General features: G+C 49.9%; 12 protein-coding genes. 9 read left to right on the top strand and 3 right to left on the bottom strand.

The genetic code is table 11. The annotated features are described in order from the left end of the window. The first annotated feature begins 37 nt into the window (after positions 1–37). From E4T81_RS11665 to E4T81_RS11640, 6 genes are read left to right on the top strand one after another with little or no spacing between them, the layout of a single operon-like run. On the top strand, positions 38–340 hold the full coding sequence (locus E4T81_RS11665; protein ID WP_135044746.1) for a septum formation initiator family protein: 303 nt from the start codon (positions 38–40) through the stop codon (positions 338–340). A gap of 9 nt (positions 341–349) precedes the next feature. Further along, complete coding sequence (locus tag E4T81_RS11660; protein WP_135044745.1) at positions 350–727, top strand: hypothetical protein; 378 nt, start codon at positions 350–352, stop codon at positions 725–727. Positions 728–775: 48 nt separating this feature from the next. Beyond that, positions 776–1,507 carry a type III pantothenate kinase gene (locus E4T81_RS11655; RefSeq protein WP_135044743.1) on the top strand — a complete coding sequence of 244 codons (732 nt, stop codon included), beginning with the start codon at positions 776–778 and terminating at the stop codon, positions 1,505–1,507. After that, complete coding sequence (locus E4T81_RS11650; RefSeq protein ID WP_135044741.1) at positions 1,494–2,732, top strand: hypothetical protein; 1,239 nt, start codon at positions 1,494–1,496, stop codon at positions 2,730–2,732. The genes E4T81_RS11655 and E4T81_RS11650 overlap by 14 nt, the downstream gene beginning before the upstream one ends. Before the next feature lie 19 nt (positions 2,733–2,751). Further along, the gene (gene lptC, locus E4T81_RS11645; RefSeq protein WP_135044739.1) at positions 2,752–3,429 is read left to right on the top strand and encodes an LPS export ABC transporter periplasmic protein LptC; all 678 of its coding nucleotides are present in this window, start codon (positions 2,752–2,754) and stop codon (positions 3,427–3,429) included. A gap of 4 nt (positions 3,430–3,433) precedes the next feature. Next, positions 3,434–4,717, top strand: coding sequence for a hemolysin family protein (locus tag E4T81_RS11640; protein ID WP_135044737.1), 1,284 nt, complete (start codon positions 3,434–3,436; stop codon positions 4,715–4,717). 484 nt (positions 4,718–5,201) lie between these two features. Here E4T81_RS11640 and E4T81_RS11635 read toward each other — a convergent pair whose 3' ends face one another. From E4T81_RS11635 to E4T81_RS11625, 3 genes are all read right to left on the bottom strand, one after another. After that, positions 5,202–5,888 (bottom strand): tetratricopeptide repeat protein, encoded by a 687-nt coding sequence (locus tag E4T81_RS11635; RefSeq protein WP_135044735.1) that lies wholly within the window; start codon positions 5,886–5,888, stop codon positions 5,202–5,204. A 153-nt stretch (positions 5,889–6,041) separates the two neighbouring features. Next, entirely contained in the window at positions 6,042–6,737 is a 696-nt protein-coding gene (locus E4T81_RS11630) for a LytTR family DNA-binding domain-containing protein (protein ID WP_135044733.1), read from the bottom strand. Positions 6,738–6,749: 12 nt separating this feature from the next. Beyond that, complete coding sequence (locus E4T81_RS11625; RefSeq protein WP_135044731.1) at positions 6,750–7,778, bottom strand: sensor histidine kinase; 1,029 nt, start codon at positions 7,776–7,778, stop codon at positions 6,750–6,752. A gap of 141 nt (positions 7,779–7,919) precedes the next feature. Between E4T81_RS11625 and E4T81_RS11620 the strand changes: the two genes are divergently transcribed. The 3 genes from E4T81_RS11620 to E4T81_RS11610 all read left to right on the top strand — a co-directional run bounded on the left by E4T81_RS11620 (position 7,920) and on the right by E4T81_RS11610 (position 13,867). Next, on the top strand, positions 7,920–8,783 hold the full coding sequence (locus E4T81_RS11620; protein ID WP_135044729.1) for a hypothetical protein: 864 nt from the start codon (positions 7,920–7,922) through the stop codon (positions 8,781–8,783). A 191-nt stretch (positions 8,784–8,974) separates the two neighbouring features. Next, positions 8,975–12,118 carry a TonB-dependent receptor gene (locus E4T81_RS11615; protein ID WP_135044727.1) on the top strand — a complete coding sequence of 1,048 codons (3,144 nt, stop codon included), beginning with the start codon at positions 8,975–8,977 and terminating at the stop codon, positions 12,116–12,118. 12 nt (positions 12,119–12,130) lie between these two features. Then, positions 12,131–13,867: a RagB/SusD family nutrient uptake outer membrane protein gene (locus tag E4T81_RS11610; RefSeq protein WP_167761872.1), complete on the top strand. Its 1,737-nt coding sequence runs from the start codon at positions 12,131–12,133 to the stop codon at positions 13,865–13,867. The last annotated feature ends 90 nt before the right edge of the window (positions 13,868–13,957 follow it).

Here is a 13,957-nt window from a genome sequence, read left to right as displayed (position 1 = left end):
GGCAGTGACAAGGGATTTCGTTAAATTTGCAGCAATTATGAGTAATTGGGTACAAAAGAGCTGGGCATGGTGCCGCCGATATTTTTCGGTGACATTTATCTTTGTTGTCGCGTTCACTCTTCTTGTGCTGTTTTTTAATGACAATTCCATTATAAAGTCAATGGAATATGACGAGCGCATCAAGGAGCTGAAACGTGAGATAAAGGCTAACCGCGACACAATGGAGTATTATCGCCGGCTTAACCACAATCTCGACACCGACCGCGAGACGATGGAACGCATCGTAAGAGAGCAGTACCACATGCAGCGCGAAAACGAGGATGTCTACATAATTGAATAAAGCTACATCATGAATCAAAAAAATAAAAAAATAATATCCTGGGCAATCACTGCCGGAATGTTATTGATTGCAGCAGGGGTGTTGATGCCTTTGCTCGGCTACAGCATGGAAGTCTACAGGTGGATATTCTCGGCGGGCGCATTGATTACTCTTATCGGCAGAATCATGAACCGCTATGACGGCAATGTGCTTAGGGTGAAGCGACTGTATCGCATCGAAGTGTGGTCGTCCATATTCTTTTGCGCGGCCGCGTTTTTCATGTTCTACCCTTACGGAGCCGGGCGCGACTGGTTTGCATTTATCCTTGCCGGCGGCCTCATACTTGTCTACACGTCGATTATGATACCCCGCGAATTGGCAAAAGACCGCAATTCGACCAAAAAATAACCTGATGCAAGCCATTAATTCACGCGGAATTAGTAATTTTGTCACACAATGGGTTACAATCTTGTAATAGACCAAGGAAATTCGACAGCAAAAGTCGCTCTTTTTGAGGGTGACACGCTTATAGGGCATTATCGCCATGAGCGACTGTTGCCGGCTCATCTTGAAAAGATAGCCGACGGCAGACACATCGACGCGGCGCTATATTGCTCAGTCACCCAACATGGCGAAGACATCGTGGTAACGCTGCGTACAATCGCGGAGAGGGTATATGAGCTGACATCAATGCTTCCGCTACCGATAAGCATCGGCTACACGACCCCGACCACACTCGGACGCGACCGCATAGCCGCTGCTGCAGGCGCTTGTGCGCTGCATCCGGGAAGGACAGTGCTTGTGGTCGACGCAGGCACGGCAATCACCTACGACAGGCTGACTGCCGAGGGAGAGTTCAGCGGCGGAAATATCGCCCCCGGATTGTGGATGCGCGCCGAGGCGCTGAGGTCGATGACAAGCAGGCTTCCTTATGTGGATGTCGAGACCGGCGGCGACGTGCCTCTATGGGGCACTGACACCGTAAATGCCATAAAGGCAGGGGTAGTGAGAGGAGCCGTAGGCGAGATTTCCTATTACAGGTCGTTGCTGCCCGATGACGCCATAGTAATGCTTACCGGAGGCGATGCCGCACGTATCGCCCCGTTGCTTGATTGTGAAGCGGAGGTTGACCCGATGCTTGTATGTAAAGGACTTAACAGTATATTGAAATATAATGAAAATCTCTAAAAAAATATCGGCAATAGCACTGCTGCTTGCAAGCTGCCTGACAGCAGCCGCACAGACGCCCTACTCCATGTATGGCTACGGTATCCTTAACGACAACGCCACATCGGCACAACGCGCAATGGGCGGCGTAGGCTACGCAATGCAGTCGGGCAGGCAGATCAATGTCATGAACCCTGCAAGCTACGCGGCGATTGACTCGCTGACATTTCTTTTTGACATGGGCATAACAGCCACTGCCATGTGGAGCAAGGAAAACGGGACTTCCGGAAAAGACTTCGGCGGCGGTCTCGATTACATCACCATGCAATTTCCGATCACTAAATATCTCGGAGCCAGCATCGGACTGCTTCCTTATTCATCGGTAGGATATTCTTTCGGCTCAAAGATGGAAAACGGTGCTGACTCACGCACCGGCTCGGGCGGTCTCAACCAGCTCTATGTCGGAGTCGGAGGACGCCCGTTCAAGGGCTTCACCGTGGGAGCCAACATCGGCTACCTCTTCGGCACCACAATCAACGACATCTACGCTGTGCCTGAAGCCGCCAACAACGCGCTCTTTGAACGCGTCGTCCAAGTCAGGGACTATCATCTGCAATTCGGCGTGCAGTACACCCTTGACCTCAACCGCGACAACAAGCTGACCGCCGGCATCACCTACTCTCCATACAAGTCGCTGCTCGGTCACGCATGGCGTGTCAATTATTACAACATAGGCTCGTCGGATGTAAGCGCCGACACTGTCGCCTACACTTCACTGCGCGACAAATATACGCTGCCCGACACCTGGGGATTCGGATTAAACTACCAGTGGCGCGAGCGACTGATGCTGGAAGCCGACGTGACCTACCAGAACTGGAAAAATGTAAAATATGCCGAACTTGACCAGGAAAACGGCATGATGGAGTTTAACAACCGCCTGCGTTTCGGACTCGGTGCGCAATATGTGCCCTATCACCGAGGCAATTTCGCTCAGCGCGTCAGCTACCGTATCGGAGGATATTACAGCAACGACTATATAAAAATCGGAGCCAACGATGTCAAGGAGTATGGTGTGTCTCTCGGATTCGGACTTCCCGCCCCGGGCTCAAAGACGATGGTCAATCTCGGCTTTGAATGGAAACACCGCCAAGGCACCCCCAATGCCCTCATCAAGGAAGACTATCTCAGCATAACCCTCGGCATCAACGTAAATGAACTCTGGTTCTACCAGAACAAAATCAGATAAACGGAGACTCCCGACCGCCATGTCATCACGCATCAACCACAACCGTAGATTAGGCATGAGAGCCCTGCCGGTAGTGGGGGCAATGCTCCTGCTTGCCGGAGCATGCTCCGATGACAAGACCGATGTGGTACACCGCGCCACCGACGGCGACAGTGTGCCGACGATGATGACTCGCGACGTCACCACCCTCATTTCCGACTCCGGAGTGACACGCTACCGCATCACCACTCCGCTCTGGCTCGTATATGACGAGGCAAAAGTGCCCTGCTGGAAATTTCCCGAAGGACTTTTCATGGAAAAATTTGCTCCTGACTACACCACCGACGCCACTATCGTATGCGACTCGGCAACATACTTCAAGGACAAATCCCTGTGGCGACTCGACGGCGATGTCAACATACTGAACACCAACGGAGAGAAATTTCTCACCCAGCAGCTGTTCTGGAGCCAGCGCGACAGGAAAGTTTACTCCGACTCTTTTATACATATCGAACGCAACGACCGGGTGATTGAAGGCTACGGCTTCACTTCCAACGAGCGTATGACCACCTACACGATACACAAACCATCGGGCATATTCCCGGTATCAGACTTTAAAGGCAACGGTGGCGGAAACGACTCCACAGCTATAAGCCCCGACTCGGCAAGCACAGCCCCTGCGGCTCCTAAAAACGTCAAGGTCAACAAAACTGTCTGAAACAATGGACTCTACTACCCAATGGCTCATAATAGCCCTCGTGTCGCTCATATTCTCCGCCCTGTTCTCCGGAGTGGAAATCGCCTACATTTCGTCCAATCGCGTCAAAGTCGAGATTGATGTAAAACGCGGCGGACTTATCGGACACATCGTCAACCTGTATTACAAGCACCAGGACCTTTTTATCTCAACCATACTCGTCGGCAACAACATCATGCTTGTCATTTACGGCATGGGCGCGGCAGCGCTGCTTGACCCGTGGCTAAAGGAGATTTATGACAATGAAGTGTTTGTCCTGCTGATGCAGACCCTTATCTCGACAGGCGTCATCCTTATCACCGGAGAATTTTTCCCGAAAACGATATTCCGTATCAACCCCAACTCCTCTTTACGGTATTTCTCACTCCCCATCTTCTTCTTTTGGGTGATACTATACCCCATCTCTCAGTTTACGAGCTGGATTTCAAAGGCTCTGATGAAGATGGTAGGCATAAAAAACTCCGACACAACCCTCGGACTGCTCACCATAGGAGAATTGAACCAGTATATTGAAACTACCATCGACGAGACCGCGACACAAGCGAAAGTGGAAAACGAGGTGAAGATATTTCACAACGCCATTGACTTCTCTTCGACCCACATCCGTGACTGCATGACCCCGCGCAACGAGATTGTGGCAGTCAATATCGACGAGACCTCACGCGAAGAGCTTTCTCAGCTCTTCACCTCGTCGGGACGCTCAAAAATCCTTGTATATCGCGAAGACATCGACAATGTGCTCGGCTACATCCATGTGAGCGAGCTGTTCAATCCGGAGTCGGACTGGAAAGAGGCGATAAAACCGGTTATCTTTGCACCGGAGACGCTTCTTGCCAACAAGATGATGAGACGCCTGCTTGCCGAAAAGCGCTCCATAGCGGTTGTAGTCGACGAATTCGGTGGCACCTCCGGTCTCGTTTCACTTGAGGACCTCGTGGAAGAAATATTCGGCGACATTCAGGACGAGCACGACAACCGCCGCCTGACAGCACGCGAAATCGAGCCCGGAATATATGAATTTTCCGGACGATATGAGATAAGCGACCTACACGACAACTTCAATCTCGACCTGCCCGAGTCAGACGAATACCAGACTCTCGCCGGATTCATCTTAAACAACCTCGGAGAGATTCCCGCCCAGGGAGCCACATTCGAGCTGTCAGGAATGACATTCACCATCGTCAAGAAATCGGCGACGCGCCTTGAACTAATCCGCGTGACACTCCCCGCCACCGAAGAAGAAAAATAACCGCGCCATCCCCCATGATGATATAAAAACAGGGTGAAATCACCCGATTAACTTAATTTCTGCTTAAAAAATGGAGTGGTGAAGACACCTTCATCACTCCATTTTTCAGTAACTCCGATGACAACAAAGGAGTTAGCGATAAGTTCACGGTTTTTGATTATTTTAGATTTATTTCATAAACCGGTCATTGCTATCTCGCTAATAAGCAGTAACTTTGCATAAGCTTGATGAAAGCCACATTACTTAGGAAAACACAGTCGTAAAAACAACTTCATACAATCACTCTTCATTCTACATCTACCTACTCGGCTGCCGTTCCTAAGCGTTAGACGACAAGAAATATATATACTTGAATTTTGGTTATGAGGGAGTGTGCTTCTGTGAAGAAGTGCACTTTCGTTTTTTCATCCCATAGTAAAAAAAACATTTGCACCCCGGTTCTGAACTGAACCGGGGTGCAAATGAAAATATACAGATCAGATTTTTATTTCGATTCACCTGCCTGATATTTGGCACGTGCTATATATTTGTCAATATCGATGCGATAAGTTGCGGGATACTGGGGATAATCGGCCTTAACCGCTTCAAGCACCTTTAGCTCGGCAGCAAAGTCTTTCTGCTCGCGAAGCACTGTCGCTTTCTTCATCATGAAGAGCGGAGTATAGAGCGCATTGTTGTCAGACACCTTTATTGCCTTGTCATAAGAGGCAAGCGCGGCTGAATAATTTTTCAGGTTCACGTAGCAGTCACCTTCGAGCGACATGGCAGCGGCACCTACGACAGCTTCCTTTGCATCAAAATTTTTCAGGTCGGCTATAGCTGCCTCGTAATCACCTTTCTTATAGTTAAGAGTTGCAGCCATAAGGGCGGCACGGCTTCCTGCCTCGTAACCGTAGTCAGCGGCAACCTGCTGATACTGGGCAAGGGCGAGCGAGTCATTTCCCTGAGCGAGCGTGATGTCAGCCTGAGAAATCGCTTCATTGGAAGCCTTGACTCCCGGCTGGCGCACAGCAAATATATATATGAGCACAGCCACTGCCACTACTGACAGGGCAATTATAATCCACATGAGATACTTCTGACCGAGGGTCACATTGTTCTTCAGATTCTGATTGTCCTTAGCAAGCTCTTCGAGCTCGGTAGACTGATTGTTTTGATCTTTGTCTGCCATTTTATGTCAAAATTTTCTTATATAACAAATTTATATGGATAATAGTCATTCCAAAATGCAAAATTAAGCCAATTTCCCCATACCTCAAAATTTATATGCAAATAAAACACCGTGTCAGCCCCGGCGCCACATATAAAAATAAAAAGAGTCGGGTCACTGCATAAGCTGTTTCACAATATCAGCCGCATATTGTCGGCCTACGGGCAGAGTGGAGCCGTTGTTAAGATAAATCTCTTGCTTGTTGAAGCTCTTTACCTTTGATCTTGACACAATAAAAGACCGGTGAATGCGGATGAAATCATCGGGCGAAAGCATCGCCGCAAGATTTTTGAGAATCATACGCGTCACCACACACGCGCCCGAAACGCGGAAAATCTTGGAATAGCCCTCCATCGCCTCTATATATATGATGTCGTCGACAGGGATGTTTATATTGTTATAATCCTGCTTTACCACGATACTCTGTCCGCCGCTTCTCATCTGCTTTCGCCCGAGACGCCTCAACGCCTTGTTGAACGCCGATTGAAAGCGGGTGAAAGAAAACGGCTTATGCAGATAGTCGACCGCGTCAAGGTCATAACCGTCAAGCGCATAATGAAGATAGGCCGTGGTAAAGATAAAGCAGGTACCCTCCGGCAGTCGCGCCGCGATATACAACCCGTTTATATCCTCCATCTCAATGTCGAGAAACACGATGTCGGGGTTATTTGCCCCGATATATTCCAGTCCTTCCGACGGATTGGTAAAAGTCGTCAACTCGATTCCACCTATACGGTGACAAAACTGCTTTATGATGTCGAGAGCGAGCGGCTCGTCGTCAATGGCAACACATCTGGTAATCTCAGCCATAAGTAAACCTTTTTAATTCAAATCGATGGTAAGCGAAACTTTGAAAATCGAATTGTCGTCGGTAGTCGTCAGGCTGTGTTTGCCCGGAAACAGTCCTGCCAGACGGCTCTTACAGTTCTCCAGCCCGACAGGCATCTCCTTGCGGAATTCATCCCTGTGACGAAGCACCATATTCTCGGTAGTAAAAGTAAGCTCACCTCCGCTTAATCTTAAATCAATGTAAATCGTGCAGTCGCGACTTGTAGAAGCGCCATACTTGAAGGCGTTTTCGACAAAGGTGAGAAAAATCATGGGAGGGATAAGCGTCTCCTCATTGTCAACGGAGCATGTCCACTCCACCTTTGTGTGGCTGTCAAGCCTTATAAGCTGCAAGTCGATATAATTCTGTATATAGGATATTTCATCTGACAAGGCGACATACTCGTTGCCGGTGGTCACATAAGAATATTTCAACAATTCGGTAAACTTTATGAACGCGTCTTCAGCCTTCGGCGATGTGCCGATCACAAGGCTGTAAAGCGAGTTGAGCGTGTTAAAAAGGAAATGAGGGCTTATCTGCGCCTTAAACGCGGCAAGCTCAGCCTTGTTACGCTGGTTTTCGGCGATATTCTGCAACAGCATCCGTTCATACAGCTCTTTTACAAACGAGATTGTCAGCGAGTAGCATATCACTATCGAGAACATGAACCACAGACTTATCGCCACATTATAATTTCTGACACGTGTCTGATATTCACTCATCGACGGAATCACAAAATCCACCTCCGGCAGAGGATACAATGTAAGGAGATAAGTCAGCACCAGAAACACCAGTGTTATCACCGAAATCTTATAATATGACTTCGACAGTATGAGCTTAGGCAGGTCAAGACGCTTGGTGGCAAAATAACAGCCATAAAGATAAGAGACCGCCAGCACGGCAAACACGGGGAAACTGCTCCACCAATAACGCGCCGGCCCCACCACGGCAAGCAGGGGCATGAATACTATGCAGAAAAACAGGTCAAAGATAAGCCCTGTCTTGTGTTCCAACGACTTCATGTCACAAATTTACTGAATCTTTATAATTTTGACAAATCATGGGCCGACTCACTCATTGACACTTTATTACAGTTTATTTACATCTCTTGCATGATTGACATCCCATTTAGTAATTTTGAGGAGAAATAAACCTCACAAAACATGACCACAAGACATCTAATCACAGTGCTTACACTGTCGACCCAGCTCATTTCCTGCACGGTAACACCTGAAAAAGAATCGCAATCGCTGATGGAAGTGTCAAAGCAGGAGCTTGCCACAGCCCTTGCCGAACGCGACAGTCTGCTTTCCCTGGTCAAAGAAATCTCGGAGGGCATGGAGCAGATCAAGCAGCTTGAAAAAGTCATGACAATAGCGGCGTCAAATCCGCAGGAGACAACCGGTCAACGGAAAAAAATCCTTGCCGACATCAACGCCATAAAACGCCAGATACAACAGAGGCGCCGGCAACTTGACGACCTTGAGTCGAGTCTGCAAAACTCTACCATCAACAACAAGGAACTGACCGAGACAATCAATGCTCTAAGAATCCAGATTGACTCCCAGTTTAAGGAAATCGAATCACTAAGGCAGCAGCTTTCGTCGGCAAACGAACACATAGGCACACTCAATAACACTGTAGACTCGCTAAACTCTACTGTGGCACACGTATCAGACGAGCTCGACGCAGCAAAGGAGACATCCATCCAGCTTGAGAACGAGCTAAACACCTGCTACTACATAATCGCGGGGAAAGACGAGCTGAACAGCCATAACATAATAAAGTCGGGATTTCTCAGAAAGACCAAGCTGCTAAAAGGCAACTTTGACAAAAACTTCTTCATTACAGCCGATAAGCGCACACTTACCACCGTGCCGCTAAATTCACGTAAGCCCAAAATACTCACCAACCACCCTGAAGAGTCATATGAGATAGTTGACGTCAACGGCAGGAAAGTATTGGAAATCGAAGACCCCGACGTGTTCTGGAGCCTGTCCAATCATCTTGTAATCCAGACCGATTAATACCCCGTCTTGACAATAAAGATTAACGGTTGCACGCTGAATGACAGACATTTCCGGAAAACAATTAACTTAATTTAATCTTTTCGCTGTATTTTTACGTTTATTATCAAAAACAAGGTGTTTATTTACGATTAGTTTGAGTGTAATGCTCGCTGCGCTAAATTTACCAAAAAATTTGACAATAAACTTAAATGAGGCATTACTTACTTCTTCCATTCATGTTGCTTGCCGGAACCCCGGTTGCTTTTTCCGGCACAATCAATGAATCAGGCGATTCGGTGAGAACCGAAGCAAGCGCCAACCCTGCCGTCGTCACAGGAACGGTAATTGACGAATCGGGAGAGCCCGTAATCGGAGCTAACATATCTCTCAAAGGCAGTAACGATATTATTGCCGTAAGCGATTCCAACGGACTTTTTTCAATCCCGGGACTCAATGGCGACGAGACGCTGAAAGTGGAATATCTCGGCTATGACGACGAGACGATTAAACTTACAAATGGAGAGCAGTCTTACCGCGTAGTCCTGAAGCCCGACATGTCACAGCTTGACGAGGTTGTGGTCGTAGGCTATGCCACTCAAAAGAAGGTCGATCTCACAGGCGCCGTGTCATCAATAAGCAGCAACGCGCTGTCTGACCGTCCGCTGACAAATGCCACAAGCGCACTCGCCGGACTCGCTGCCGGACTTACCGTGACTAACTCCGGTGGAAACACTCCGGGTTATGAATCGCAGAGCATACTTGTCAGAGGTCAAGGCACCCTCAACAACGCCGCCCCGCTCGTAGTGGTCGACGGAATGACCGGCATAGCCATCAGCGACATCAACCCGCAGGACATCGAAAGCATCTCAATCCTCAAAGACGCGGCCTCGGCTGCAATCTACGGCTCACGCGCCGCCAACGGTGTAATCCTTGTCACAACCCGCCAGGGAGCCGAGCGCGCACCAAGGGTCACCTACAGCGGCAATGTATCATTTGAGACAGTCGCCAAGCGGTTAAACCTTGTGACCGATTATGCCGACTTCATGGAGATTCAGAATGCGGGACTGATAGCCAACGGACAGGCCCCGCGCTTTTCCCAAGGCAAGATTGACGAATGGCGCAATGATGGCGGCAAAAACCCGACAGTCTACCCCAACACCGACTGGCAGGACCATATCTACCGCAACCCGTCGGTCGTGCAGAACCACAACCTTTCAATCACCGGCGGCTCCAGAAGAGTAAGATACAACATCACGCTTGGATATGTCAACAATCCGGGCATGATTTACTATACCGATTATCAGCGCTATCAACTGCGCTCCAACCTCGAAGTGAAGATAAAGCCCTGGCTGAGCGTGGGAACCAACATATTCGGCTACATTGACAAAAACAACCCGTCGTCGGAAAACGCAGCGGCAGGCGGCGACGTGATATTCGGTTCGGGAGCGTTCAACACCGTGCCGGGAATGACACTCTACGACCCCGCCACAGGGCTATATGGCGGTGTACAAAACCCGGAGGAAGAAAACGTAAGCAACTTCAACCCTTACCGTCGCCAATGGTTTTACGACACCAAATACCCGACTAAGACCAAGAGGTCGGTAATCAAGCTGAACGCGCGCCTCACCCCTGTCAAAGGACTGACAATACAAGGGTCATTTGCCTACAACTACTGGGAACGCAACATAGAGCATCACCTGACCGACCGCAACCTGTATCGTTTCACTCTCGACGGTCCCGTATTGCTTCGTGAAGGAAAAGTGCGCACCTACATACGCCGCTACAATTACAAAAACACTTACCGGTCATCGGAAGTGACGGCAAACTATGATTTCAGCGTGAGCCGCCTGCAGGCATCGGTGCTTGCCGGCATGAGCCAGGAGTATAACAAATATGACACCGACTTCTTTATCAAATATGACCTCGTAGACCCGTCACTGGGAGCAATTGACGCCGGAACCACCAACGGCAATATCACCGGAAATTACAACGAGTGGGCAATGCGCTCCTATTTCGGACGCATCAACCTCAACTGGGACAACAGGTATCTGCTTGAGGCAAACCTCCGCGCCGACGGCTCTTCAAAATTCGCGCCCGACAAACGCTGGGGATATTTCCCCTCCGTATCGGTAGGCTGGCGAGTGTCGCAGGAAAAATTCATGGAAGCCTCGGCGGGATGGCTCGACCAGCTGAAGCTGCGCGCCTCCTACGGCTCACTGGGCAATAACGCGACTACAAGCTACTACATGTATCAGAGCCTGTTTGCCACTGCCAACTATATTCTTAACGGAAACATCACCGGCGGACTCGCCCAGACCGTACTTGCCAACCCCGACCTTACATGGGAAAAAACCTACATGACCAATATCGGTCTTGATTTCGCCCTGTTCAACAGCCGCCTGAGCGGTACAATCGACCTGTATAACAAAAACACCAAGGGCATACTTATCTCTCTGCCCGCACCGCTTGAACACGGCACAAGCACTGTCCCCAACCAGAACGCCGGAGAGGTCAACAACAAGGGATTTGAAGTCGACCTGCACTGGAACGACCGCATAGGAAAAGTGTCTTACAACATAGGCGTGAATCTCGGCTTTGTCAATAACAAGGTGACCAAGTTCCAGGGCGACGTGGCGTCAATCAACGATGTCTACAAGACCCAGGAAGGCAAGCCCATCAATCAGCTCTATGTAATAACGGTCGACCGTATCGTACGCGACCAGGCCGACCTCGACTACGTGCAGTCGCTTGTCGACAAGAATCCTGATTACTTCGCCACTTACCAGCGTCCCGAACTGGGCGACTTCCTCTTCCGCGACGCCAACGGCGACGGCAAACTCGACACCAACGACCGCGTAGAGATAGGCCACGGCACAGTCCCGAGACTCAGCTACGGAGCCAACCTCGGCGCAAGCTGGAACAACTTTGATTTCAGCATCCTGTTTCAGGGTGTAGGCAACCATCAGGTATATTACAACAATCAGGCATTCCGCTTTGTCACCGTCATGGGGCAGTCACTGATAAAAGACATAACCGACAACGCCTGGACACCGGAGAATCCCTACAACTCCAAATATCCGATACTCCGCAACAACGCCAACAGCAAAAACAATGTGGCAAGCGACGCCTTTGTACACAATGCCGCGTATCTACGCTGCAAGAATATACAATTGGGCTACACAATACCCTCCGACATCACTAAAAAATTCTTTGTCGAAAGCCTGAAAGTATATGCAAGTATCGACAATCTGTTTACAATCACCAAGTTTCTGGGGCTCGACCCGGAAGTGGGCGCAAATGTAGGCTATCCTACCGTACGCCAGTATTCAATCGGATTAAACATCTCTTTCTAAACAATGACCGACATGAAACTTAAATACATCGCAGGCATCCTTGCCGTCACCATAGCCGCCACAGGATGCGAAAGTCTTGACTATATACCCGGCGACCAGATGTCGGGACAGGTATTCTGGCAGACCGAAGACCATGCCCGACAGGCAGCAGTAGGAATGTATGCCGCCATGAAATCATCATGGTGTTTCGGGCTTGAGTTTACATTTGACATGTGCAGCGACCTTGCCGACGGCACCTCGCCGCTTGCCGACATCTCACGCGGCACCTCGTTTGCCTCCAACAGCAGCGGCGTCCAGAACCATTGGCAATATCTTTACGAGCTTGTTCACCGCTCCAACACTGTCATCCGCAATGTAAAAGACATGCCCATAAGCAGCGAGACCATCGACCGGGTGACCGGCGAGGCAAAGTTTCTGAGAGCGATGGCATATTTCCGTATGCTAAACTGCTGGGGAGGAGTGCCCTATTACGACGAGAGCTGCGACATAAACGAGGAGTTTTCCAACCTGAAGTCGCCGCGATGCTCAGCCGAGGAACTGCGCGGCCATATCATCGACGACCTCACCGAAGCCATTGAAAAGCTGCCGGTAAGCTGGGACGCCGCCGATCTCGGACGCGCAACAAAGGGCGCGGCATACGCACTGCGCGGAAAAGTATATCTGTTCAACGAAGAGTGGGACAAGGCTATCGCCGACTTTGAAGAAATCGTGTATAACAAGACCAATAACTACGGCTATTCACTGCACCCCGACTACAACGAGCTGTTCCGCCTCTACAACGGCAACCACAGCCCGGAGATGATATTTTCCATCCAGTCAATCGACGGCAATACCGCAGGCTACGCGCTTGACATTGTATCCTATTTCGGCAACAAATCCACGATGCGGCTTATCGCAAGCAACCGCATCGTGCCGTCGACCACACTTGTTGACATGTATGAGAATCTTGACGGATCACAGTTTGACTGGGACGATGTATTTCCCGGATTCAACGAGGGCGACTCGCAGCTACGCCGCAAGTATATGTGTGTGGCTATCGACCAGGGCAGCACTACCGTGACAAGCACCCTCGACTGCGACACCACCAAAGTGATGGACGCTTACCGCAACCGCGACCCGCGCCTCTGCCTTAACGTCATCACCCCCTACTCCCATTACCTTGGCACCGACGCCGGCTCCAATCCTATGGACAAGCAGTTTGTCCTCGCCGACCCCACCAAGGGAGGCGCGCCGATGGAAGCGATGGCATTCATACGCAACTCCGAAGGATGGAACTCATATTTCTGGCGCAAATGGATTCCGACAGGCAACCTTGACGGCTACTGGGGCGAATATAACCGCACCCCCTACGAATTTCCGCTGATACGCCTCGGTGACGTCCTGCTCATGCTTGCCGAGGCCTACAATGAGTCGGGCGACATAGACAAGGCGGTGACAGAGGTCAACAAAGTGCGCGAGCGTGTAGGCATGCCCGGACTGAACAGCGGCGACTCCTGGCTCGCTGTCGGCTCCAAGGAAGAGATGGCCGACCGCATACGCAGGGAAAGAGCCTACGAGCTTGCCGGTGAAGGACAGCGCTACTGGGACCTGAAACGCTGGGGCTTGCTACAGTCGTCGGTAAAAAATGCGACCGATATTTTCGGCGACCTGATGTACACCCGCTCCTATCAGTCACGTCACGAAATGTGGCCCATACCACTTGTAGAAATGGAACGAAACACCAACCTGACCCAAAACGAAGGCTGGTAAGCAACTTTTAAAATCTAATACCATTTACACAGGCATGGCGCATCACGACAACCATGATACGCCATGCAATTTATTTACCGAGGCAATTTC

This window comes from Barnesiella sp. WM24, from assembly GCF_004570975.1.
GTDB lineage: Bacteria > Bacteroidota > Bacteroidia > Bacteroidales > Muribaculaceae > Muribaculum.
Note: the sequence above shows the minus strand (reverse complement) of the source record. Positions and strands in the feature narration are given on the sequence as shown.